This window comes from Streptomyces sp. NPDC004838, from assembly GCF_053600955.1.
In genome coordinates, this window is record NZ_JBSGAW010000001.1 from 100,505 (window position 1) to 123,723 (window position 23,219).

Annotated in this window: 17 protein-coding genes and 1 pseudogene; 8 read left to right on the forward strand and 10 right to left on the reverse strand. The window is 71.5% G+C overall.

Going from position 1 to position 23,219, the window contains the following annotated elements:
* Positions 1-77: 77 nt before the first annotated feature.
* From gcvT to ACWEFL_RS00455, 4 genes are all read left to right on the forward strand, one after another.
* Positions 78-1,202, forward strand: a complete 1,125-nt coding sequence (gcvT, locus tag ACWEFL_RS00440; protein ID WP_451705279.1) for a glycine cleavage system aminomethyltransferase GcvT — start codon at positions 78-80, stop codon at positions 1,200-1,202.
* Between the two features lie 73 nt (positions 1,203-1,275).
* Positions 1,276-1,653: a glycine cleavage system protein GcvH gene (gene gcvH / locus ACWEFL_RS00445; RefSeq protein WP_451705282.1), complete on the forward strand. Its 378-nt coding sequence runs from the start codon at positions 1,276-1,278 to the stop codon at positions 1,651-1,653.
* Between the two features lie 77 nt (positions 1,654-1,730).
* Entirely contained in the window at positions 1,731-2,990 is a 1,260-nt protein-coding gene (gene glyA, locus ACWEFL_RS00450; protein WP_451705285.1) for a serine hydroxymethyltransferase, read from the forward strand.
* A 175-nt stretch (positions 2,991-3,165) separates the two neighbouring features.
* On the forward strand, positions 3,166-4,533 hold the full coding sequence (locus ACWEFL_RS00455; protein WP_451705288.1) for an L-serine ammonia-lyase: 1,368 nt from the start codon (positions 3,166-3,168) through the stop codon (positions 4,531-4,533).
* 39 nt (positions 4,534-4,572) lie between these two features.
* On the opposite strand, the gene ACWEFL_RS00460 is transcribed toward ACWEFL_RS00455, so the two are convergent.
* Together ACWEFL_RS00460 and ACWEFL_RS00465 are read right to left on the reverse strand one after the other, a co-directional pair.
* Positions 4,573-5,136, reverse strand: coding sequence for a signal peptidase I (locus ACWEFL_RS00460; protein WP_451705291.1), 564 nt, complete (start codon positions 5,134-5,136; stop codon positions 4,573-4,575).
* The gene (locus ACWEFL_RS00465) at positions 5,133-5,708 is read right to left on the reverse strand and encodes a hypothetical protein (protein ID WP_451705293.1); all 576 of its coding nucleotides are present in this window, start codon (positions 5,706-5,708) and stop codon (positions 5,133-5,135) included. The genes ACWEFL_RS00460 and ACWEFL_RS00465 overlap by 4 nt, the downstream gene beginning before the upstream one ends.
* Before the next feature lie 194 nt (positions 5,709-5,902).
* Between ACWEFL_RS00465 and ACWEFL_RS00470 the strand changes: the two are divergent.
* Positions 5,903-6,052: pseudogene (locus ACWEFL_RS00470) on the forward strand (transposase); the annotation flags it as partial.
* On the opposite strand, the gene ACWEFL_RS00475 reads toward ACWEFL_RS00470, so the two are convergent.
* From ACWEFL_RS00475 to ACWEFL_RS00485, 3 genes are all read right to left on the reverse strand, one after another.
* Complete coding sequence (locus ACWEFL_RS00475; RefSeq protein WP_451705295.1) at positions 6,049-6,396, reverse strand: UPF0158 family protein; 348 nt, start codon at positions 6,394-6,396, stop codon at positions 6,049-6,051. The pseudogene ACWEFL_RS00470 and the gene ACWEFL_RS00475 overlap by 4 nt on opposite strands.
* Before the next feature lie 446 nt (positions 6,397-6,842).
* Positions 6,843-8,930 carry a hypothetical protein gene (locus ACWEFL_RS00480; protein ID WP_451705298.1) on the reverse strand — a complete coding sequence of 696 codons (2,088 nt, stop codon included), beginning with the start codon at positions 8,928-8,930 and terminating at the stop codon, positions 6,843-6,845.
* A gap of 256 nt (positions 8,931-9,186) precedes the next feature.
* Positions 9,187-9,675, reverse strand: a complete 489-nt coding sequence (locus ACWEFL_RS00485; protein ID WP_451705299.1) for a hypothetical protein — start codon at positions 9,673-9,675, stop codon at positions 9,187-9,189.
* Positions 9,676-9,854: 179 nt separating this feature from the next.
* On the opposite strand from ACWEFL_RS00485, the gene ACWEFL_RS00490 reads away from it, so the two are divergent.
* From ACWEFL_RS00490 to ACWEFL_RS00500, 3 genes are all read left to right on the forward strand, one after another.
* The gene (locus tag ACWEFL_RS00490) at positions 9,855-11,021 is read left to right on the forward strand and encodes an effector-associated domain 2-containing protein (RefSeq protein ID WP_451705301.1); all 1,167 of its coding nucleotides are present in this window, start codon (positions 9,855-9,857) and stop codon (positions 11,019-11,021) included.
* Positions 11,022-11,149: 128 nt separating this feature from the next.
* Complete coding sequence (locus ACWEFL_RS00495) at positions 11,150-11,329, forward strand: hypothetical protein (RefSeq protein ID WP_451705304.1); 180 nt, start codon at positions 11,150-11,152, stop codon at positions 11,327-11,329.
* 33 nt (positions 11,330-11,362) lie between these two features.
* Positions 11,363-13,297, forward strand: coding sequence for an HEXXH motif domain-containing protein (locus ACWEFL_RS00500; RefSeq protein WP_451705306.1), 1,935 nt, complete (start codon positions 11,363-11,365; stop codon positions 13,295-13,297).
* Positions 13,298-14,087: 790 nt separating this feature from the next.
* On the opposite strand, the gene fxsT is transcribed toward ACWEFL_RS00500, so the two are convergent.
* From fxsT to ACWEFL_RS00525, 5 genes are all read right to left on the reverse strand, one after another.
* Entirely contained in the window at positions 14,088-18,659 is a 4,572-nt protein-coding gene (gene fxsT / locus ACWEFL_RS00505; protein WP_451705309.1) for an FxSxx-COOH system tetratricopeptide repeat protein, read from the reverse strand.
* The gene (locus ACWEFL_RS00510) at positions 18,656-19,708 is read right to left on the reverse strand and encodes an AAA family ATPase (RefSeq protein ID WP_451706144.1); all 1,053 of its coding nucleotides are present in this window, start codon (positions 19,706-19,708) and stop codon (positions 18,656-18,658) included. The genes fxsT and ACWEFL_RS00510 overlap by 4 nt, the downstream gene beginning before the upstream one ends.
* A 20-nt stretch (positions 19,709-19,728) precedes the next feature.
* Positions 19,729-21,357: a VMAP-C domain-containing protein gene (locus ACWEFL_RS00515; protein WP_451705311.1), complete on the reverse strand. Its 1,629-nt coding sequence runs from the start codon at positions 21,355-21,357 to the stop codon at positions 19,729-19,731.
* A gap of 71 nt (positions 21,358-21,428) precedes the next feature.
* Positions 21,429-22,763 (reverse strand): hypothetical protein, encoded by a 1,335-nt coding sequence (locus ACWEFL_RS00520; RefSeq protein WP_451705314.1) that lies wholly within the window; start codon positions 22,761-22,763, stop codon positions 21,429-21,431.
* 229 nt (positions 22,764-22,992) lie between these two features.
* Positions 22,993-23,208, reverse strand: a complete 216-nt coding sequence (locus ACWEFL_RS00525) for an EF-hand domain-containing protein (protein WP_451705316.1) — start codon at positions 23,206-23,208, stop codon at positions 22,993-22,995.
* Positions 23,209-23,219: the final 11 nt, after the last annotated feature.

Consider the following 23,219-nt stretch of genomic DNA (forward strand, 5'->3'; position numbering starts at 1 on the left):
GGTCGCGGTGAACCTCTCAGGTTCCGATGACAGATGGGGAGGAACGTCCTCGTCGCCATGCCTTGGGAGTCCCGTCCATGAGCCCTGCCCCCCGTCGTACCCCCCTCGACGCCCTGCACCGGTCGCTGGGCGCGACCATGACCGATTTCGCCGGCTGGGACATGCCGCTGCGGTACGCCAGCGAGCGCGACGAACACCAGGCCGTACGCACCCGAGCGGGCCTCTTCGACCTCTCCCACATGGGCGAGATCACGGTCACCGGCCCGCAGGCCGCCACACTCCTGGACTACGCGCTGGTCGGGAACATCGGCACGGTCGGCGTCGGGCGCGCCCGCTACACCATGATCTGCCGGGAGGACGGCGGCATCCTGGACGATCTGATCGTCTACCGCCTCGGTGACGCCGAATACATGGTCGTGGCCAACGCGGACAACGCCCAGACCGTCCTGGACGCGATCACCGAGCGTGCCGCGGGCTTCGACGCCGAGGTGCGCGACAACCGGGACGCCTATGCGCTGATCGCCGTACAGGGCCCCGAGTCCGCGGGCATCCTGAAGTCCGTCACCGACGCCGACCTGGACGGGCTGAAGTACTACGCGGGCCTGCCCGGCACGGTCGCCGGGGTCCCCGCGCTGATCGCCCGTACCGGCTACACGGGCGAGGACGGCTTCGAGCTGTTCGTCGAGCCGGAGCGGGCACAGGAGCTGTGGAAGTCGCTGACGGCCGCGGGCCGGGACGCCGGTCTCGTCCCCTGCGGTCTGTCCTGCCGCGACACCCTGCGCCTGGAGGCGGGCATGCCGCTGTACGGGCATGAGCTGACCACCGCGCTGACCCCCTTCGACGCCGGCCTCGGCCGGATCGTGAAGTTCGAGAAGACCACGAACGGCGGAGCCTTCGTGGGCCGCGAGGCCCTGGCCGCGGCGGCCGAGCGCGCCGAGACCGCCCCGCCGCGCAAGCTCGTCGGCCTGATCGCCGAGGGCCGCCGTGTCCCGCGCGCCGGATACGAGGTCGTCGCCGGCGGCAAGGTCGTCGGCGAGGTCACCTCGGGCGCGCCCTCCCCCACGCTGGGGAAGCCGATCGCCATCGCGTACGTGGACCCGGAGCACGCCGTCCCCGGCGCCGAGGGCGTCGGCGTCGACATCCGCGGCACGCACGAGCCGTACGAGGTCGTCGCGCTGCCGTTCTACAAGCGCCAGAAGTGACCCTCGGCACACCCTCGCCCACCACCCCCCTGCCCGTACATCCGCACTTCCCGCGTACAGGAGAATTCAGATCATGAGCAACCCCCAGCAGCTGCGTTACAGCAAGGAGCACGAGTGGCTGTCGGCCGCCGACGGCGGTGTGTCGACGGTCGGCATCACGGAGTTCGCGGCCAACGCGCTCGGTGACGTCGTCTACGCACAGCTTCCCGAGGTGGGCGACACGGTGACCGCGGGCGAGACCTGCGGCGAGCTGGAGTCGACCAAGTCGGTCAGCGATCTGTACTCCCCGGTCTCCGGAGAGGTCACCGAGATCAACCAGAACGTCGTGGACGACCCTTCGCTGGTGAACACCGCCCCCTTCGAGGGCGGCTGGCTGTTCAAGGTGCGGGTCGGCGAGGAGCCCAAGGATCTGCTCACCGCCGACGAGTACGCGGATTTCTCCAGCGGCTGACGTGCCCCCGCAGCTGATGCGCCCCAGCAGCTGAGGGACTTTGGCAACCGACCATCACCACCCCCAGGGATCCAGAGATGTCGCTTCTCAACACCCCTCTCCATGAGCTGGACCCGGACGTCGCCGCCGCCGTCGACGCCGAGCTCCACCGCCAGCAGTCCACCCTCGAGATGATCGCCTCGGAGAACTTCGCTCCGGTCGCGGTCATGGAGGCCCAGGGCTCCGTCCTCACCAACAAGTACGCCGAGGGCTACCCCGGCCGCCGCTACTACGGCGGCTGTGAGCATGTCGACGTCGTCGAGCAGATCGCCATCGACCGTGTGAAGGCGCTCTTCGGCGCCGAGCACGCGAACGTCCAGCCGCACTCGGGCGCGCAGGCGAACGCGGCGGCGATGTTCGCGCTGCTGAAGCCCGGCGACACGATCATGGGCCTGAATCTCGCGCACGGCGGGCATCTGACCCACGGCATGAAGATCAACTTCTCGGGCAAGCTCTACAACGTGGTCGCCTACCACGTGGACGACGCCACCGGCCAGGTCGATATGGCCGAGGTCGAGAAGCTCGCCAAGGAGTCCCGGCCCAAGCTGATCGTGGCCGGCTGGTCCGCGTACCCGCGTCAGCTGGACTTCGCCGCCTTCCGCAGGATCGCGGACGAGGTCGGCGCGTATCTGATGGTCGACATGGCCCACTTCGCGGGCCTCGTCGCGGCGGGTCTGCACCCCAACCCGGTGCCGCACGCCCATGTCGTCACCACGACCACCCACAAGACGCTGGGCGGCCCGCGCGGCGGAGTGATCCTCTCCACGCAGGAACTGGCGAAGAAGATCAACTCGGCGGTCTTCCCCGGTCAGCAGGGCGGCCCGCTGGAGCATGTCATCGCGGCGAAGGCGGTCTCCTTCAAGGTGGCCGCCACCGAGGACTTCAAGGAGCGCCAGCGGCGCACGCTGGACGGCGCGCGCATCCTCGCCGAGCGCCTGGTCCGGGACGACGTCAGGAAGTACGGCGTCTCCGTGCTCTCCGGCGGTACGGACGTCCATCTGGTCCTCGTCGACCTGCGCGACTCGGAGCTGGACGGCCAGCAGGCCGAGGACCGGCTCCACGAGGTCGGCATCACGGTCAACCGCAACGCCGTCCCGAACGACCCCCGGCCGCCGATGGTGACCTCGGGCCTGCGGATCGGCACCCCGGCGCTCGCCACCCGCGGTTTCCAGGCGGACGACTTCCGCGAGGTCGCGGACGTCATCGCCGAGACGCTGAAGCCGTCCTACGACGCCGAGGCGCTGCGCGCCCGGGTGACGGCGCTGGCCGCGAAGCACCCGCTGTACCCCGGTCTGTAGCCCTTACGTTCCACCGGCGGATTCCGGGGCACCGCGCACACTGGACGGTGAGCGCGGTGCCCCGCCCGTACCACGCACCACCCCGGTGCATCCCGCGCACCACCCCGGCGCGTATCCGCACCACCCCGCACCACCCCGGCAGACAACGGCGTCTACCACTCTCCTAGGAGTCCCCGTGGCCATCTCGGTCTTCGACCTCTTCTCGATCGGCATCGGCCCCTCCAGCTCCCACACGGTCGGCCCGATGCGCGCCGCCCGGATGTTCGCCCGGCGGCTGAAGAACGAGGGTCTGCTCGTCCACACCGCCTCGGTACGGGCCGAGCTGTACGGTTCGCTCGGCGCGACCGGCCACGGCCACGGCACCCCGAAGGCCGTCCTCCTCGGCCTGACGGGCGCCTCCCCCCGTACGGTCGAGGTCGAGACGGCCGACGAGCGGGTGGAGCGGATCAAGGAGTCCGGCCGGATCAGTCTGCTCGGGATGCACGAGATCGGCTTCGACTTCGACAGGGACCTGATCCTCCACCGCCGCAAGACCCTGCCGTACCACGCCAACGGCATGACGGTCTTCGCGTACGACTCCGAGGGCGCGACCGTCCTGGAGAAGACGTACTACTCGGTGGGCGGCGGCTTCGTCGTGGACGAGGACGCGGTGGGCGAGGACAGGATCAAGCTCGACGACACCGTGCTGCGGCACCCCTTCCGCACGGGCGACGAACTGCTGCGGCTGACCGAGGAGACCGGGCTCTCGATCTCCTCCCTCATGTTGGAGAACGAGAAGGCGTGGCGCACGGAGGACGAGATCCGTGCGGGTCTGCTGGACATCTGGGGGGTCATGCGGGCCTGCGTCTCGCGCGGCATGTCCCGTGAGGGCATCCTCCCCGGCGGCCTCAAGGTCCGCCGGCGCGCCGCCAACTCGGCCCGCCGGCTGCGCGCCGAGGGCGACGCTTCGGCCCACGCCATGGAGTGGATCACGCTCTACGCGATGGCCGTGAACGAGGAGAACGCGGCGGGCGGCCGGGTCGTCACCGCCCCCACCAACGGCGCGGCGGGCATCATCCCGGCCGTTCTCCACTACTACACGAACTTCGTGCCGGGCGCCGACGACGAGGGCGTGGTCCGCTTCCTCCTCGCGGCAGGCGCGATCGGCATGCTCTTCAAGGAGAACGCCTCCATCTCCGGCGCCGAGGTCGGCTGCCAGGGCGAGGTCGGCTCCGCCTGCTCCATGGCCGCGGGCGCCCTCGCGGAGGTCCTGGGCGGCACTCCCGAACAGGTCGAGAACGCCGCCGAGATCGGCATGGAGCACAACCTCGGCCTCACCTGCGACCCGGTCGGCGGTCTGGTCCAGATCCCCTGCATCGAACGCAACGGCATGGCGGCGGTCAAGGCCGTGACCGCGGCGAGGATGGCGATGCGCGGCGACGGCAGCCACATGGTCTCGCTCGACAAGGTCATCAAGACCATGAAGGAAACGGGCGCGGACATGTCGGTCAAATACAAGGAGACGGCGCGGGGCGGGCTCGCGGTGAACATCATCGAGTGCTGAGGTCGTAGGCCCTGAACGGCACCTTTCCAGCCACCGGAACTACTTGTGCCGGCTACGGCTGTGCGGTGGCAGCGCGGCGAGCGCGAGCAGAATGGCCAGTCCGAGCAGCAGGATCGCCTCCCGCACGAGCTGCTCGGCGCGCCAGAGCTGGACCGGCAGCCCGATCCAGGGCACGTGCAATCGCGCGACGCCTTGGAGTGCCTTGGGCCGAATCGGGGTGGAGTCAGGGGTGGAGTTGGCGTCACCTTTGGTGATCAGGTCGTTGTTGGGAAGTACCCCGTGGACCCGATGGGTGAGCAGTTGGCCGGATCGAGTGGGGTCCTGGGCCAGCACGATCTGGCCCACCGCCGGTGTGCGGTCGCGTGGTGGCTGGTAGAGAACGACGTCGCCCGGCATGAGGGCGGGACGCATGGAGCCCGACTGCACCACGCCCGCTGTCCAGCCCAGCGCCACCACGGGCAATTGCGCCCACACCATCAGCCCGACCATCGAGCCGAGCAAGGTACGTGCGGTGATCGAGGTGACCACGCGGATCGGGTGCGGGACGTCTTTGACCGTGGGTTGGCGGGGAGCGCCGGCAGCAGGGTCACTGGGGAGAGTCACTTGTGTTCCCGTGCTTCCCAGGTGAAGGTCACCTCGTTGGTGTTGGTGCTCTGCGAGCCATTGGGTGCGCTCCGGCTGAACTCCCACGCGATGCGGAAACTCACCGCGCCGCGCAGGGGGGAGGGACCCACGCCGGTGCGGAAGTCGGTGTGCACGGCGACGAACGTGTCCAGGGTGCCGCGGAACACGGTCTCGCGCCGGGTGAAGCCCTTGCAGTCGCCGGCGTCGCCGCCGCTGCCCACCTCGATTCTGAGGTTGACGAAGGACTGGAAGTTGTTGGGCCAGTTCGGTGAGCTGCTGTACACCTTGAGCACTGAGGGGAAATCGGTGTTCGATTTGATCCTGATGCAGTTGGAGCCCCTGTCGCCAGGTTGCATGTCCTCGACGTCGAACATGGGCACCTTGCTGTCATTGGCCAGCCCGAACGAGCCGGAGGTCCACGTGTTGCCGCTGTTGCTGCTGGTCGCACTCCAGTCGGCGTTGGTGGCACTCCAGACCAGAGCACCGCTGAGCAGTAACCCGAGCGGAACGGGCACCACCTTTACCAGCACGTTCAGCCAGGGACGCCCCATTGCCCACTCCGTTCAATCCCATCACTCCGCACCGTATTGTCCCAGCTTGTCGCACCTTGTCTCTCCGGTGGTGGTGACGCTCCGTATCGCGATCCGGGTCTGATGGAGGCTCGGCTCCCTGCGACACCGTGCTCTCATGGCGTTGTCGTTCACTGAACGTGCACGACGGACCTGGTTGAGCGGCGCGAAGCGTCCGGGGTGGGGGCCGACGTCGGGCTGATGACCGTGAGGCGCAGGCCGCGATCGTGTTCGTGGCGACATCGGGCTGCGCGTGGAGGCGGTTGCCTCCGGTGTTCGGTCCGTGCCGGCAGACGGTGTACCGACGTTTCGCCCAGTGGAGTCAGGACCCCGTCGTTCGCCGCGGCGCGAGCGGCGTCGGGCGGTAGCCCTCCTCCGCCAGCCAGGCGCGGGCCCGGCCGAGCTGTCGTTCCTCGTGGAATCGGTGGTACCGGCGCGAGGCGCGCTCGTCGTGGGAGAGGACGTCTTTGAACCGCCGGAAGGCTCCTCGCCCGGCGATGGCGATCCGCAGCCGGGCGGCGAGGGCGGGATCACCGAGCCCGTCGACGAACAGTTCCATGTCCCGGTAGCCGGGCCGGGAACCGAGAGCCGGCACGTGCAGCCATCGCTCGGGGTCGTCCGCGGCCCCCCGAGCCCGGGGTCGAACTCGTCGGTGAACGCCGGAAAGCACTCCCCGGTGGACAGATCGAGTCGGCCACCCGAGTGGGCGGGGTCGCCCTCCAGCAGCATGGCGAGCATCTCCAGATCGACCCCGAGCGGACGCAGGAGGGGATCCGCCGTGCCGTCCATGGCCGTGCGCAACCGGTCCGCCAGCTCCTCGTCCCCCTCGAAGCCGCGCTCCTGGAGTGCGCTCAGGAACTGGGCCGCCGTCTCCGCGGCACCCGGCAGACCCAGCGCCGCAGCCCCGGCCACGCCCTCGCCGGCCAGTTGCAGCACATCACTCGCGGGTCCCCGGCGCAACGCCGCCAGCAGCGCCGCCCCGTCCTGCCCGTAAAGCGCACGGCGCAGAGCCCGCAGCCCGTCCTCGTCCCATGCCTCGGCCATGTGTCCGACAGTAACGCGCCGCCAAGGACGTACGGCGACGTGCCCGCGCCCGTGGAACCGGCAGCGCCGCCCTCAACGGCGGTGCTTGCGGCCGCTCTTGCCCGAGCGGCGGCTGCGGTTACGGATGTGGCCGAGGCGGGCGGCGGGGGTCCGCAGCGCGCGGGAAGCCAGCCGTCGGAGCTCTTCGAGTCCGGCCCGGTCCGGGTGCGTGGAGGCCAGCGCGGCGGCGACCGCTTCCCCGGCCTGGGGGCCCTGGGCGCTCAGCGCTTCCTCGGCGCCGTCCCGGCCGCCCGTCAGTTCCACGAGTTGGAGCAGGCTCTCGGCGAGCACCAGCAGGTGCTCCTCATCGGTCATGTCCTCGGGGGAGAGAAGTTCACGGTGCGCCAGCACGCTCAGCGCGAGCGGCGCGAGCCGGGGGTCGCCGCGCAACTCGCGCAGCAGCCGTTCGCCCTCGCCATCCGGCAACGCCGTCAGCAGTACGGTGAGCATCGCCTGGGCACGCGTGCGGAAGACCATGGTCCGTACGGCTTCGGTGAGTTGCCGCAGTGCGGCGTCCCGCTCACCACGCGCCGACAGCCAGCCGTCCAGCTCCGCGCGGGCGGCATCCGGGTCGTAGTCGTCGGCCAGCACCCCCAGCAGACCGGCCGCCGGCGCCTGTGCCAGCTCGCCGACCAGCGGTGCGTCCCGGCCCGCCGCCAGCAGCCGCTGCCGTACCGCCCACGTGCCCGGCTCGGTGAGACGGATGAGCTCGACGGGCCCGGCGGTCAGCTCCTCACGCCGACGGTGGACGCGTTCCCGCGCCGCCGGGTCCGCCGCCGCCACGAAGCCCAGCAGCTCCGCGAACTCCGGCGGCATGTCGGCCGGCGGCGCGGAGCCGGCGTCGGCGAGGTCGACGTCGAGGAAGACCGGGTCGGCCATCCCCCGGTCGCGCTCAAGCGCGCCCAGGTCGACCAGCGCGTCGATCACCGTGCGCAGATCCCGGTCGGCTTCCTCGAACCACATCCGCTCCTGGAACTCCGATCCGCCCTCCCACTCGAAGCGCGTCCGGTAGACCAGGTGCACGGAGTCGCGCAGACGCGGCCAGGGCATCGGCTGCGGCAGGCTGTAGAGCGTGTTCAGCACGTCCTCCAGCACGTCCTCGTACACATCGAAGAGCATCGACTCGGTCTGCCAGCCGCCGCGCGCCCCGATCAGGGCCTTCCGCAGCTCGAAGCAGGCGTCGAAGGCACGCAGCCACAGCCGCAGTGGGTCTGCCAGCACCGGCCGGGCCGCGGACACCGCGTACAGCCGCCCCTTGGCCACCCGGACCAGCCGCGCCTTCCTGGCCCACTCCACCAGCAGCCCCAGCCGCGGCAGGCCCGCCGAGGAGCGCACCCCCTCTGCCCTGTCGCCGGTGCCCAGCGCCTCCACCAGCTCACGGGCGTCGGTCATCCGCAACCGCCCCGCCGCCGTCAGCGCGCGACCGTCGCGCCCCGCCCACTCGGCGAGCCGGCGCAACTGCGCCACCACGGCGGACGCCTCGGCCCGTCGGCGCAGTGCGTCGTCCGGGAGAAGCGTCACGGGCAACTGCGGCTCGGACCGGACCGCGCCGGCCGTCGAGCCGGTCAACCGCCGTTCCATGATCGCGTCGAGAGCCTCCTGGTCATAGATGACCTCTCCGTGCCGAGCCCGCTCCGCGAATCGCTGCAACGCCTCTGTGTCCAGGATGTCCACGCCCTGTTCGGCGGCCGTCATCGCCCAGAACTTCGCCAGACCCCATCGGGTGCGGTCCGCCATGGCCGCCGGATGCTCCTCGGCAGCGGCGTCGACCGCGGCGAGCGAGTCCCGAAGCGCGGGACCGCGCGGATCCGCCAACTGCGCGGCGTGCAGGTAGCGCAGCAGCGTACGCAACGTGCTGGGAGCGTCGCCGTCTTCCCGGGCGACGGGTTGGGTGATCTGCTCCGGCGACCAGGAGAGCAGGAACTCCTCGATGTGCCTCGGCTCCCACAGCCCCAAGCGACCGTCGGCAGTCGCCCGGTGCCGGTACTCCAACGCCGCCTCGGCCAGGAACGCGTCGACCGGCAGACCGTGCTCCCCGGCCCACCGCTCCAGTCGGTCGACCAGCAACCCGCTCGCCGCCTCGAACTCCTCCTCGCCTTCGGCCTCGTCTTCGAACCGCATCCGCATGAATCCGTCCGCCCAACCTGTCGCAGAACCGCTTGCCGCGTCACCGTACCGTCGGTCGGCGGTGCACGGCTCGGCCGGGAACGAGCGGCCCGTGCTGCGCGGGAGCCTCGGGCCATGGAGGAGTCAGGAGAACGACCGGGTGCCGCCGTTGGCGCCGTTGACGCCGTCCGGTTCGCACTGCGGGAGCGGCACCGGTCGTGCCGGAGGACCTCAACGCCACGGCGGGCGCGGGGCGGGCTCGCGGTGCGTCTCATCGGGTGCCGAGCGAGCGCTGTCCCTCCCGTGCCAGCGTCGCGCGCATCATGGCCATCAGCTTCTCGCGCGCCTGACGGAAATCCCGGCGCGCCTGGACGCACGCGGGGTCGTCGCGCGTGGCCCCGGCCACGACCACATCGCGGTACACGGTGAGCTTCGCGGTGGCGTCCCTCGCGATCTCCACCACATCGGCGGGCGCGATCAGCTCCAGGAGATACACCTTGGCGTAGACCGAATGTTCGACGAATGCCGTCCTGGCCAGTTCGGAACGTTCCTGAACCGTCTTCTCCATCTCACGGCTCGCCGCGGAGACTCCGTCGCGCGCGTTCGCCAGCGCTTCCAGATAGTCGACGTACCGGGCCTCCAGTCGGTCCCTGTCCACTTCCTCGGTTTCGCGACGCCACTGTATTCGGCCCGCGGCGAGGGTACTTCCGACGCCGATGAGCGCGCCCAACGCTGTCGCCAGCAGAGCAGTCCAGTCCATCCGCGCAGCCTAGAACCCGGATTCGGAGCGACCATGACGAATCGTCAAACGCGTGCGCGGCGGTCCCGTGCCCCGGCCGCGTCAGTTGCTCCGCCGTCGGCTCGCGGCGCTTTCGGGCCGGGCGGTGTACCGGCACCGCACGGCAGGAAAGACTGTCGGCGACGGGGAGGGGAGGATCCATGCGGGCGCTCGTGGTCGGAGTGGAGTCGTACGAGGCGGGTTCGGCCTGGAGTCTCGACGGGCCGGTGCACGACGCGCTCGGATACGCCGGCTGGCTGCGGGAACTGGGCGTACGGGAGGAGGCCCTGACGCTGCTGCTGTCCCCGCTGGAACGGAACCGCGAACGCGTGGAGAAGTCCGGTCTGCGGTACCGGCCCGCCGACCGGGACACCGTCCACCGGGTGCTGGCGAGGGAGTTGGCGGAGCAGCGCAGCGACTGGCTCTTCGTCGCCTGGTCGGGGCACGGACTGATCGACGGGGAGCACAGCCGCAGGCTGCTCTTCACGGACGCGGTGCAGCGCGATCTGCGCTGTCTCGACGTGGAGGCGGCGCTGGCCCTCTACCGGTCGGACGGGGCTCCGGGACATCCGCGTCAGCTCTGGCTGATCGACGCCTGCCAGACCTACGCCGATCCGGTCGCGACGGCCGGGGCGCTGCGGCCGGATCCGCTCCCCCGATCGACTCCCCGGCAGCAGGCGGACCAGCACGTGCTGTTCGCCTGCGGCCCCGGCGAGACCACCCGCAACGGAGTGCGGTCCGGCGACTTCAGTGCCGAGGCGCTGCGGCTGCTGCGGGAGGACCCCGCCCGTCGGCACTCGCCCGGACTGCTCGCCGAGGCGCTGCGCGCGCGGCTGGGGAAGACCACCTCGCTCTGGTTCGAGGGTGACGGGGAGGCCCGGCGCACCCGTGGCGGCGCGAGTCCGGGCGAGGCGAGTCCGGGCGGCGCGAATCCGGGCGGCGCGAACCGGGGTACCGGTGGCCGGAGGCCGGCGGCTCCCCCGCCGAGCCGGGCTCGGCGGCGGCAATTCGGCTTGGCCGATATGCGTCGTCTCCATGACGCGCTGGCGGCGGTCGGGGCGATGCGCACGCCCGAGTCCCGGAGCCGGGTGATCGGCCTGCTTCCGGACGAACTGGCCGGCAGCGTCGCCCGTTCGGGGGTGATGCGCCTGGAAATCCTCGACCTCGTGGAGACATGTCTGGCGTTCACAGACGGATTGACGCATTTGTGGGCGGCTGTCTCGCTGGTCGATCCGGGGACGGCGGCCCTCGATGATCTGCTGGAGGTCCTCCGGGAGTATCCGGAGTGGTTCACGCCGCCCGATCCGGAGCCGGGCGTGACGCTCTGATATTCGGCCAACCATCCGCCGCGGGGCCTTGAGACTGTCTGAGAGGGCATGTTTCCAGTGATGGGTGCCTGGGACATCATGTAAGCGCGGATCGAACGCCGCGCGGATTTTCGGGGAGGTCTACGGCAGTGGAGAAGCCGGAAACGGCCGTCAAGTCGGACCTGCCCGATCTCACGGGCACATCTCTGGAGGAGTTGCGCGCTCGCTCGGACGATCACAGAACGATCGCGAAGCAGCGGCTGCTCAAGGATGTCGGGCGGCCTGCCAGGAGCACATCCCCCGGAGGGCAGAACAGCTGGTCCGCCTGAGCCCCCGGCCCGGTGCCGACGCAGAGGGAAGGTATGCGCCCTGACTCACTGCACGAGGCAAGGTCGCGGCATTCACTGACACCCCGCCAATTCCGTGAACTGGCCCGCGGTGGCGGCACCTCTGACACCCTTGCCGCACTGGCACGGGCCGAGCGCAGCCACCGCCTCCTGCTGTTCGATCTGCTGATGGACGCCCTCGCCCCTCTCACCGGGGTGACCGGCCCTCTCCCCGAGGCCCAGCGCGCCTGGGATCTGCTGGCCGCGGCGGAGCGGCGGACACCGGCGGTGGTCGAGGAACTGCTCCTCCTCCCCGAGACGGGTCTCTGGCTGAACGGGCTGCTGGTCAGGCTCCGCACCTCGCGCGGCGGCGACACCCCTCTGTGGGCCGAGGCAGGGCGGCTGCACATCCTGGCCGCCGTCGCCGCGGCGCGCGCGGGCCTCGCCTTCTCCTTCCCCGTACCCGTCCGCCGGGGTGAGCTCTGGCTGCCCACCCTGGGACTGGCACGGCTCGCCGGTGCGCGTCGACGGCGGCCCTGCTGGGACACGGCCGAGGTACGGGCGGCGGGCGGGCGGCTGACCGTCACCGGCCGGGACGCCCGTCTGGTGCTGCCGGCCCGTCCGGAACAGGCCGCGCCGGGCTGGCTTCCGGTGCGCGGACTCCCGCTCGACGGCGAAGCGGCCACCGGGGTCGCGGTGGACGACATCGGGCCGCACCGGATCGCGCCGCTTCCCTACGGTGCTCCCGAGCGGCTGTCGCAGCGCGCGTACGACGACTGGGCCGGACTGCTGGGCGAGGCGTTCCGGCTGCTGGCCGATACGGATCCGCCGACCGCCGATGCCGCCGCGGTCCTGCTGCGCTCCCTGCAGCCGATGCCCGCGCACGAGGTCTTCCGGGTCCGCAGTGTCACCAGCGCGCACGGAGTCGGCGGATTCGCGTCCTCCGTGCCCGAGTCGGTGACCGCGTGCGCGGCGACGCTCGTCCACGAACTCCAGCACAGCAAGCTCAGCGCGCTGATGCATCTGGCCCCGCTGCACGAGCCGTCCGCGTCGGCCGACGAGGAGGCGGAACGTCTCTACTACGCACCGTGGCGCGACGATCCCCGGCCGCTGGGCGGGATGCTCCAGGGGGCCTACGCCTTCACCGCGCTGGCCCGGTTCTGGCTGGCCTGCGCGGAGGATCCCGATGTTCCGGACAGCGGTCACGCGCGCTTCGAAAGCGCGCTCTGGCTCGGCCAGCTGGGCCGGGTTCTGCCCGAGCTCTCGGCCGATCCGGCGCTGACACCGCTGGGGCGGCGCGCGTTACAGGACCTGCGGAGCGCCGTGGCGGATCTGGGCCGCCGGTCCGGCGTCGGTCCGCAGGAGACGCTGGCCCACCGGATGGCCCTCGACCACCGGACGTCCTGGCGCCTGGCCCATGTGCGGCCGCACCCGGACGATGTGGCGCTCCTGGCCGCCGCCTGGCGGGAGCGGCGGGAGCGGCCCCCTGCCCTGCCCCGGCGCTCCGGCTTCCCGGCCCATGACTCCGGGGCACGGTATCTCGACGCCCGCGCCATGCTCGTACGGATCGGACTCGCCGACCCCGCGGCCCTCGACAAGCTGCGGGACGGTCCCGGCGAGACGGTGCCCGGTGTCGCCGGCGCCGGCCGGGCGGATCTGCTCTGGGCCACGGGCGAGAGCACCGCCGCACTCCGCCTCTACCTGCGGGACATCGACCGCGACGCCGACGGGGACGGCGAGGGAGATGACGACGGCGCGCGGCCGACGCGGCCGGGAGCCTGGACCGGCCTGCGGCTGACCCTGGCGGACACGGGCGGGGCGGCGGAGGCCGTACGGGCCCTGACCGAGACGCCGGAGCTGGTCGCGGCCGTGCACCGGGCCGTACGGCGGACCTCCGGCCGACCACCGGAACCGGTGGCCCTGGCCCACTGGCTCGGCACGGCCGCCGGACCGGACCGACACGAAGGCTGACCGAAGGGCGGGCCCGGCTGGGCGGCCGCGGGACGCGCGGAACGCGCGGGGTCCGGTGAGCGGCCCCGTGCGGCGGACGCAGAGTCCCGCCGCTGCCCCGCCGCCTCCGGTGCGGTGCGCCACGCGGCGGGGCCCGGCCGGGCGACCGCGGGACGCGCGGGGTCCGGGGAGCACGGCGGAGCCCGGTGGACGCGGCGGCGCTCCACGGTTCGTACGCGCCCGTGCCGAGAGGCGACGGGATCCGGCAATTCCTCGTACGGCCCCCAGCCGCAGGGCCAAGCGGCCTGATGCGGCGGCCCGAGAGACATGCCGGAACCCCACCACGTCCGGTACGCCCGCCACGCGGCGGCGGCGATCCACGGTTCGCACACCGCCGTACCGACACGCGACGGGATCCGGCGACCCCACGCACGGGCACCCCACGGCCGCAACCCCGCGTGGGCGCGCCTCCCGGCCACAGGGGCCAAGTAGGGACTGCCGTGTCGGCCCCACGGGCCGGTGAACGATCCCGGAATCACCGCACGCGGGCGGTCGTGGCCGTGCCGGCGGGCGGCGAAGTCCGACGACCCCGCGTCGGGCCGCCGGCCGCAGGGCCGAGGGGCCGGCACGCCTCCCCGGCCGCAGGGCCCGCAGGGCGTGCCGCGCCCGGCCCCGCAGGCCGGGCACGTCCCCGGATCACCACGCGAGGGCGGTCGCGGCGAACCGGGCCGCTGATCCGCCTACCCCGCGACGCCCGCACCCGCCGCCGGAACGGACGCCGGAACGAACGCGCGTCCTTCGCCGAGACCGGTCAGATCGGCATCGGGTCGATGTCGCAGTTGGCCCGGCGCCAGGCGAGCAGGTCGTCGCAGGCGGGGTGCTGGGGTCCCAGCTTCGCGCCGATGGCGTCCAGGACCTGTCGCTGGAGTTCCTCCGCCTCCTCCGTCCGGCCCACCGCGCGTACGTCGCAGGCCATGTTGCCGCGCAGCACCAGCACCGTCGGGTGGTCCTCCCCGAGCGCTTCGATCAGGGGCGGAAGGGTCCGCTGGTCGAGTTCGAGCGCCGCCGCCGCGTCGCCCTGGGCGAAGACGTCATTGGCGAGGTTGATCGCGCAGGTCAGGGTGTGCGGGTGCAGATCGCCGAGCGGTTCCCCGAAGCGGGCCAGCGCCGACTCGTTCAGCTTGCGCGCCTGCCCGACCCGGTCCAGCAGCCGCAGCGCGACCGCGACATTGGCGTCCGCCGCGACCGTGTGCGGATGGTCCTTGCCGTACACCTCCGCGTAGAGCACCCTGGTGCGCTCCCCGAGGTGGAGGGATTCCTGGAGCTCGCCGTTCTGCCGCAGGTCGATGGAGAGGTTCAGGGACGCCTGGAGGCCGTCCGGGCTGTCCTCCCCGTACCGCTCGATGAGCCCGTCGCGGGCGACGCGTGTGTTCTCCTTCGCCTCGGCGTGATGGCCCGCCTTGCGCTGGGCGACGCCGAGCCGCGCCACGGCCCGCAAGGTGAACGGGTGCCGTTCCCCGAAGGTCTCGCGGAAGGCGTCGACCTGCTCCTCGCAGTCTCTTTCGGCCATCGCGTACTCGCCGAGTTCCTGCCGGTCCAGGGTGTACGACGCCTCGGAGTTCAGCGTGGTCGGCGCGTCCGCGCCGAACATCTGCACCTTGGTGCGCCAGCTCGCCTCGTCCAGGTCCCGGGCCCTGACGTAGAGACCGTTGACCCGGAGCGTGACGGCAAGGTTGTGGGCGTGCAGCAGGGTCTCGGGGTCCTCGTCGCCGTAGGCCCGGACGGCACGCTCGTACACGTCCTCGTCGAACTCCAGCGCGCCGCGGAAGTCGCCGCGCGCCCGGCGGTCTCCGGACACCTGTCCCTTGACCCGCAGATACTCCTCCTCGACGTCCGGTCCGGCCGTCTCCAACGTGGCGAGCATGCGCTCGCCCAGTTCGGCGGCCTCCGAGTAACGGCCCATCGACCACATGACGAAGCGGAGATGACGGCCGAGGATCAGGGTCTGCTGGTCGGCCTCGCCGAAGCGCTCGCGCCACTCGTCGTAGGTCTCGCGGGCGAACTCCAGGGCCGCGTCGTGGTCGCCCCAGTAGAAGAGGTACTCCGCGATGTTGTAGACCATCTGGCGGACGTTGCGGTGGGGCGACACGGGGGCCCGGGACGCGATGACGTGCGGATACAGTTCGCCGAAGCGCTGCCAGTTCTGCGGGTCGCGCGGGTCGCTGGGCGAGTTCGCGGCGAGCAGCAGATGCGCGCCGTGCCGGAACTTGCGCCGCTGCTCCTCCGTCATCCGCGCTTCGAGCACCGCCTGGACCAGCCGGTGCATCTGGATGGAGTTGGTGCGGTGGTCGATCTTCGCGAGGGAGTAGCGGCTGATCTCGCGGATGGCCCGGCTGAGCCGGATGGGGTCGGTGAAGATCCGGTCCAGTTCGGGGGCGATCGACTCCGACGCCGCGTTGGAGAAGAACTGCCGGGAGATCGGCTCCGGCGCGAAGTAGGCGCAGAGTTCCAGCAGCTGAATGGCACCGGCGTTCTTCCCCTCGACATGGTCGAGGGAGACGTTCCACGCGGTGGCGACGGTCTTCTCGTACTGGGTCGGCGGGGAGACCGCCATCAGCTCGGTGCTCTTCTCCTGGAACACCCTCAGATACTCGGCCGACGGCATGCCTGTCTCGGCCCGCCACGCCGACGCCTGTTCGACCGCCAGCGGCAGGTCTCCGAGCACCTCGGCGAGCATGTCCGCATCATCTACGGACATGTCCGGATTACGACGGCGGAGCAACTGAATGCTCTCTTCCCGTTCGAACACGTCGACTTCCAGCGGGTGGGCCAAGGTGTTCCACTGAGGATTGCGCGATGTCACGATCACGGAGCCTACCGGTCCGCCCTCCGGAGTGCTCGGAAAGTACTCCTGCACCGCAGCCGGGCTCTCGGCGTTGTCGAATACCAGCAACCAGTTGCCGTAGGGCATTCCCGTGCGCAGCGCCTCCAGCACGGCCGGCACTGCCGTAATGGCCTCCGCGCTCACCGGGAGATGGAGCCGTCGTGCCAGTTCGACGAACGCCTGCTGAATCTGGGTGGGCCGCTCGGCGGGAATCCACCAGACCACGTCGTATTCCGACGCGTGCCGATACACGTATTCCAGAGCGAGTTGCGATTTTCCGACTCCGCCCATTCCGTGCAGAGCGTGCGGAAGAACAGCGGTGGGACCTTCTCTGAGACCGTTCTCCAGGCTGACCAGCAACTCTTCCCGCCCGGTGAAGACCAGATTCCTGGGCGGCATATTGCCCCAGACAGCCGGTCGGGCCGGTCGCGCACCGCCTCCGGACGAGGGCTGTTGGGCCGGGATTTCTGCCGAGGCGGGGACCGTGCTCACTTCTGTGCCTCCATACATGGGGTTGGTGGGGTCGTGATCATTGGGGAGTCTCCCATCGGCGAACCCCCGTGGCGTGATGTCCCGGTCCGGAGTTCCCGGCGTGTCCGGGTCTGCGGGAAGGACGGTTCCGAAACCCGCGGGGAAAGCGTCTCCGGAATTCTGGGACATATGCTCGCCAAGCCGCCTGGCGCGGTGCAGATGGGCTCCGGACATCGCCCGGAGCGCAGCATGCTCGGCCTGCCGGAAACGGAGGTTCTCCGCAGTCGGCTCGACGGACTCCAGCACTTCCTCACGCTGCGTTGAATCGACTCTTCCATGCAGATAGTCAAGTAGCTCACGAGCCGCCTCGCTCCGCGGTGCCAGAAATTCTGCGGCCCTTTTCAGTGCGCCTTCGGTGGCGGTTCTGCTGCCCGCGGCGAGCAGTTCTTCGCGAACGCCGTCGACAAACAGATAAGAATGCCCGCCACACCCGGGAAGCGGCTCGACCAATGGGCTGATGAGCAGTTCCGCCAGATGGGCGCGCGAGGAGGAGGGCATGGTCTGCCGCTGCACCTCGGTCATGGTCTCCAGATCGAGCTGGACGGCGGCCAGCCGGGTGGCCAGCTCGAACGCGCCGAGGGTCGCACGGGAGCGGAACCGTGCCACGAGTTCGGCCGCGGTGGGCTGCCGGGCGGGGGGCGACGCGGGCGGGGGGACCGGTCGGGTGGTGGTCAGGACGGCGGCCAGATCAGCCCAGCGGGGTGTGGTTCCGGCGATGAAACGGGCCCACGGGCCGAGCCAGTCGGCGCCCAGCTCCAGTACGGGGACGGGGACGATCCGGCCGGAGTGCGCCAGAGCCGAGGCGGCGAGGGGTTCGGCGGCCTCCCAGTGCGTCTGCCCGCCCGCCGTCCAGGGTCCGGGGGCGCGCAGCCTCACCCGTACGGGAAACAGACCGGTGGTGTGCCACATCCGCTGCGGCAGCATCTGAAGGATCACCACGGGCTGGAACTTCCCCAGCAGGGCCGCGAGTCGCTGCGCGGCCCCCGAACGCCAGGCGGGAGCGGCTCCGTCCGTCAGCAGGAACACGATGCGGCGGCCCGTCGGGTCGACCAGTCCGCGCGCCGGCTGGGGGCGGCCCGCACGGTTCCGGAGCACGGCCCGTCCGGCGTCCGCGGTGTCCAGCCCCATCAGCTCCAGGTCCCGCAGCCCGCCGAACCGGCGCAGCGCCTTGCCGAATCGCGTCAGTACGGGCTGCCACACGGTCATGTGCGGTGCGCTGTCCACGACGACGACGGCGCTCCACCTCCGTTCGGCCTCGGCCCTGAGCACGGGAGGCAGATGCGGCGCGAGCGCGATCCGGTCGGCGGTGGCCGCCTCGTCGACGGTCAGCGTGTGGGCGGAGTCGAGGACGGTACGCAGGGGGCGCAGCGCCCGGCCCAGACCGCGGAGGTCCGATCTGCGGTACCCGGCGGCCAGGGCGGGGACGGCGGCGGTGCCGGGCGCGGTCCCGAAGACGGGCACGCCTGGCCCCGGGCCGGCGCCGGGCGGCACGGGCCGGTGGCGGCCGGGTCCGCCGCCCGAAGGCGCGCCCCCGGATCGGGGCGCCGGCGAGGGCTCCGCGGGCCACGGCCCCGGTGCGCCGCCGTCCGGACCGGGCTTCTCCCCCGCCGCGAGGTGCTCCCGCCCGCCCTCCGGTCCGGCCGCTGCCGCCGGATCAGCCGGATCCGTACCGGCACCGCGGTCCGTGCCGCCGTCAGGGTCCGTACGGGCGTCAGGGTCCGTACGGGCGTCGCGGTCCGGGAGACGGGAGGGGCCGGGCGACGGCACACCGGGGCCGGGCGTCTTCCCGTCCTCGGTGCTCTCCCCGGCGGCCAGCCAGGGGTGGTGGGCGGCCAGCCACAAGGCATCGGCCACCTCCCACGCGTACAACTCGGTGAGGGGCAGCCGTCGTTCGCCGGGCTGGACGGCGGGCCCGTCCCGCCCGTGCGCCCTCCCGGCCCCTCCGGCCGCCGCGGATTCCCCGGTCACGCGGTATCGGCTCCTTCACCGCCGAGCGGGTGCCAGATGGCGGCGAGCACGTCCTGCCACTCCTGGGCGTCGCTCGCGTCCGGACGGTAGAGGCCCGTGGTCACCAGATGGGCGGCATTCAGCAGCTGGTCCGCCGCGAGAGGTCCGACCCGTTCGCTGCGCCGCAGGAAATCGCGGATCAGCGCCTCCCCCGTGTCACCGAGACGGTCGCCGAAATGCCCGGCGACGAGTTCTCCCAACGCCTCGGCATCGGGGTCGGGAATGTCGAGCCGCAGACAGCGCCGCATAAACGCCTCGGGGAACTCCCGTTCACCATTCGACGTCATGACGATGATCGGGAAGGAATGCGCCCTGACCACACCGTTCTCGATCACCGCCGTGCCTCCGGGATCGGCCGTGTGAACGGTCACGGTCTCCTCCGTTTGCTTGACTCTTACGAGTGGCAGCACCTCGTACCAGGCGTCCTCAAAAAGAGTGAGGAGATCGTTGGGGAGGTCGGCGTCGCATTTGTCGATCTCGTCGATGAGGACGACTCGCGGCAGCCGGTACGGGAGGAGCCCCGTGCCCAGCGGACCGAGCTGCACGAAGTTCCCGACGCTGGGGGGTCCGGCCCCGTCGTCGCCCTGACGCCCCGTCGGTTCCGGCTGCCCGGTCTGCCCGATCCGCCCTGCCTGCGCGCGCCCGATCGCGTCGTACTCGTACAGCCCCGACGCCAGCGTGGTCCGGCTGGTCACCGGCCAGTGCAGTACGCGCCCGAGGCGGAGTTCGCGGGCGATCCGGTAGGCGAGTCCCGACTTGCCCACGCCGGGCCGGCCGGTGATCAGCAGCGGCCTGCGCAGCAGCAGGGCCGCGTTGACGAGCCGCACCTCCTCGTCGCGTGGTGTACGCGGCCGTCCGGGCGGACCCAGCCGCCGGTCCGCCTCGTCGTCGCCGGGCGGCTCGGGCATGCCGACCGCACCCCGGAAGGTGCGCCACGGCGGGCCTTCGGGCCAGGTCCGCTCCTCGTACGGTGTCTCGGGTAACAGCTCCCCGGTACCCCGGTAGAGCATTCCGTCGTCGCGCGCCGCGTTCACTCGATCCCCCCTACGAAGGTGGCGGGAGCGTTCTGCCCCCCGTCGAGAAGGTGTTCGGGGTCGTCCCAGATCATGCTCATGGACCGGATCGCTTCCACGTCCCGGTCGGTTGCGGCGCCTGCCCCACGTGCGGCGCCCGCACGGACGGCGACGTCGGATTTCCACTGTTGCGCACGCTCGGGAAGACCTGCCAGTCCCTCATTGGCCAAGCTCTCCCGAATCATGCTGCGGAACACCTCCGACGCCGGATCGTCGCGGTGATACACCACTATGGGTACCCCCAGGTCCAGTGCGAGACTCATCTCCCGCAGCCCCAACTCGCTGTCCCGGTACGGGGGCCTGCTCAGGACCATGCCGACCACGTCGTCGTCCCGCCCGATCTTGGCGTCGAGGAGGGCGAGATGCTCGGCGTCCGTCAGATCCCCGGGCTCGCACTCATGGACGTGTCCGGGGCCGTCGCCCGCGCGCCAGTGGGCCCAGCGTGCCCGCCAGGCGTTGTGGAAGACCGGTCTCTGTACGCGTTCCAGGCTGTGCAGGCGGATCTCCCGGTAGCGGCTCAGCAGCGAGTTGGGAAAGCCCAGCGAGGGGTCCCGGTCCCACCACTCGACGGGTTCATTGAGAAGCTCCGCCGGGAGGAAGATCTCCAAGGCGGCGTTCTCGGCTCGGGAGTGGCGTAAGTGAGTCATGTGCCCGAGCAACTCTGCCACACCGAACTGGAGTTGGGATCTGGTCACGGAATCTCGTGGCTCGGTTCCGGGATCCCGGTGGAGCACGCTGGAGTCGGTGTATTTGACACACGCCGAGAGGTGATAGCGCTGGGCCCGCCCGGCCCGCCGCCGCCCGACCCCGGTGTGCGGGGTGCGGTCCGGCTCGACCTTGACGTAGATCCTGATCAGCGGTCTGACCGGATCGGCGGGCTCCGCCGGGCGGGGCGCGCCGGCCGGTCCGGTGGGGGCGGCGGGGCCGGTGACCCGGGCGGCGGCCGATCCGGCGGCGTCGAGGCCGTCCCGGAGCGCCGAGAGCGGCTCCGTCAGCTCCCACAGCCGGCAGAAGTGGTCGTTCCAGGCGCGTAACTCACCGACGCCGGCGGCCGCTTCCGGACAGTGCGCCAGATGTTCGAGGAAGACCATGGCGGGCATCAGCGCACCCGGCCGGCCGTTGCGGTCGGCGAGGTGGATGAACGCGTCCCAAGGGGTGGCGCAGCGCTCGGGCAGCGTCACCAGGCCGTCGGTGGCCCGGTCGACGAGAGCGCCCAGATCGGCCACCGGAACCTCCAGCACCCGGCGCAGGGGCTCCCAGTCGAGTCCCGGCAGGGCGAGCAGCGCCTTCCATTCGGCCAGCAGCGGCAGCAGGGCCGGTTCCAGCGCGGGCGTGACGAGGCAGGTGGCCTCCACGAGCCGGTCCAGCCCGTCGTCGAGGGCGGCGCAGCCGTAGACGACGCTCACGAACTCCTGGCGCGGCACGGTGAATCCGGTCGCGGTCAGTCCGGGTATGTACTGGTGGAGCATCTGGCGCCAGAGGTCCCGGCCGCTGTCGTTGATGAGCCGCCCGGCCGGATCCTCCAGGGCGGTGATCACCGCGTGAAGCACACGGCGCTGTACGTCGTCGAATCCCCCGGTGGCCACGCGTCGCGTCCCCTCTTTCCGCACGGTGACGTGTGTGCGATCCGCGATGGAAACCCAGCGTAAGCGCTCGCCTACCGTGCCGGAAGCGTTTCGGAGAGGACCCGGTAGAACTGGTCGTTCGCCCAGTAGGAGGTGTGCGCGGCGGAGACCGGCTGCCCGTTGTCCACCGGTGCGTCGGTGACGCGCGGATCGTTCCCGAAGGTCCCGGCCGCCAGATACGAGAGCAGATCGCGGCGGTCGTAGACATTGAGCCAGCGGGGAAAGGCGCCGGGCAGTCCGGTTCCGTACGGGCGGGAGGGCAGCGCGTCCAGTTCGTAGAGCAGCGGCGCCTGGGAGCCGACGGTGACCAGCAGGTCGACACGGAGGTCCGGCGGCGGGTCGGCCAGCAGGTCGAAGGCGATGACGCCGCCGAGGCTGTGGCCGAGCACGACGACCGGCCCGCGAGGGGGCAGCGCGCGGATCACATGGGCGACATGGTCCCGGACCGCTCGGCCACGGGCGAGATAGCTGAGGATGTCGCCGACGAACCCGGCCGACCGGCCGCTGAGCGCGGCCCGGCGGGAGACCAGGAGCCGGGAGCCTACGGAGCGTTCGAAGAGCCGGGCCGAGAAGCCGAGCGTGGCGGCCAGGGCGCTGCCGAGCCCCTTGACGTCGCCGCCCAGCTCCGCGGTGACGGCGTCCGCGAGCGCGTCCCGTACGGCGGCGGGCACGGCCCCCGGCGTACCGGGCGAGTGGGTCAGCGCCCAGGCGGTCAGGGCGCGTGCGGTCAGCCGGGGCAGCGCGTCGCCTTCGGGCGGTGCCACGGCGGCGGCCCGGCGCAGTTCGGGTGCGGCCAGTGTCGAGGCGACGGCCGGGGCGAGCGGGAGGTCGGGCACGGCGGCGCGCCAGGCGGTGCCGACGGGCCCCGAATCGGGCAGCCGGGACAGCAGGTCCAGGAGCTGATCGCCGCGCGGGACGGCGCCCGGTGTGAATCCGGCCGCTCGACCGGCCGGAGCGTGCCGTTCGGCGATCGCGTACGCGCCCAGTTCGGCGAACGGATCGGCGTACAGCATCGCCCAGCGCACCCGGTCCTCGTCGTCGTCCACGTACCCGGCGTCCGTGTACCCGGCGTCCGTGTACCCGGCGTCCGTGTCTCCGTCGTCCGTGTCCGCGCCCCAGCCGCCCGCGTTGCCGCCGTCGGCCGGATCGGCGGCGCTTCGGCCGTCCCGTGCGGCCGTGTACCGGGCGTAGCCAGGGATCGAGACGCCCCCGGCGCGCAGAGAGGATCCGAGCGCGGAGCCCCAGTCGCACGGCTCGACCCGCACGTCGGGCCGGATCCGGCCGAGTCCGGCGCGTATCGCTTCGAGGGAGTGGGTGTACGAGGGCTCGCGTACGCCGGTTCCATGGACGAACACCACGGTGACCACGTTCTCCGGACTCCCTCCAACTGCTGTGCGGAGCGGATGACTTGACGAGTGTACGAGGTCGGGGACGCGGCCGTCGGGCAGTGACGCGTATGGGCGGCCGTCGGCAGGACGGCCGCCCATGGCGGCGCGGAGCGATCAGGCGCCGGCCCGCCGGGCCGGCTCTCGGCCGGTCGGCTCCCAGTCGGCCGAGGCTCGGTCGGCCGACTCGGGTCGGGCCGATTCCCGCCGGTCAGCTCTTGTTCAGGGAGTCCCAGAACTCGTCGAAGGTCAGCATGCCGTCGCCGTTGGCGTCCTTCGTCTTGATCACGGCCTCGGCGACCGGCTCCGTGACATGGAAGTCGCCCAGCTGCGCCATCACGCTTTTGTACTCCGCCGCCGTGATCAGACCGTCGCCATTGAGGTCGTACCGGTCGAACGCCCTGCGGGCCTCTTCGATGTCCGCCACTGCTTCCGCCC

Bases quoted from the DNA above. Each gene is read 5' to 3' on its own strand.
- ACWEFL_RS00490 (WP_451705301.1), top strand. From the start codon at position 9,855: ATGCGGGCGCTCGTGGTCGGAGTGGAGTCGTACGAGGCGGGTTCGGCC.
- ACWEFL_RS00510 (WP_451706144.1), bottom strand. From the start codon at position 19,708: ATGCTCTACCGGGGTACCGGGGAGCTGTTACCCGAGACACCGTACGAG.
- ACWEFL_RS00500 (WP_451705306.1), top strand. From the start codon at position 11,363: ATGCGCCCTGACTCACTGCACGAGGCAAGGTCGCGGCATTCACTGACA.
- gcvT (WP_451705279.1), top strand. From the start codon at position 78: ATGAGCCCTGCCCCCCGTCGTACCCCCCTCGACGCCCTGCACCGGTCG.
- ACWEFL_RS00480 (WP_451705298.1), bottom strand. From the start codon at position 8,930: ATGCGGTTCGAAGACGAGGCCGAAGGCGAGGAGGAGTTCGAGGCGGCG.
- gcvH (WP_451705282.1), top strand. From the start codon at position 1,276: ATGAGCAACCCCCAGCAGCTGCGTTACAGCAAGGAGCACGAGTGGCTG.
- ACWEFL_RS00465 (WP_451705293.1), bottom strand. From the start codon at position 5,708: ATGGGGCGTCCCTGGCTGAACGTGCTGGTAAAGGTGGTGCCCGTTCCG.
- ACWEFL_RS00485 (WP_451705299.1), bottom strand. From the start codon at position 9,675: ATGGACTGGACTGCTCTGCTGGCGACAGCGTTGGGCGCGCTCATCGGC.
- glyA (WP_451705285.1), top strand. From the start codon at position 1,731: ATGTCGCTTCTCAACACCCCTCTCCATGAGCTGGACCCGGACGTCGCC.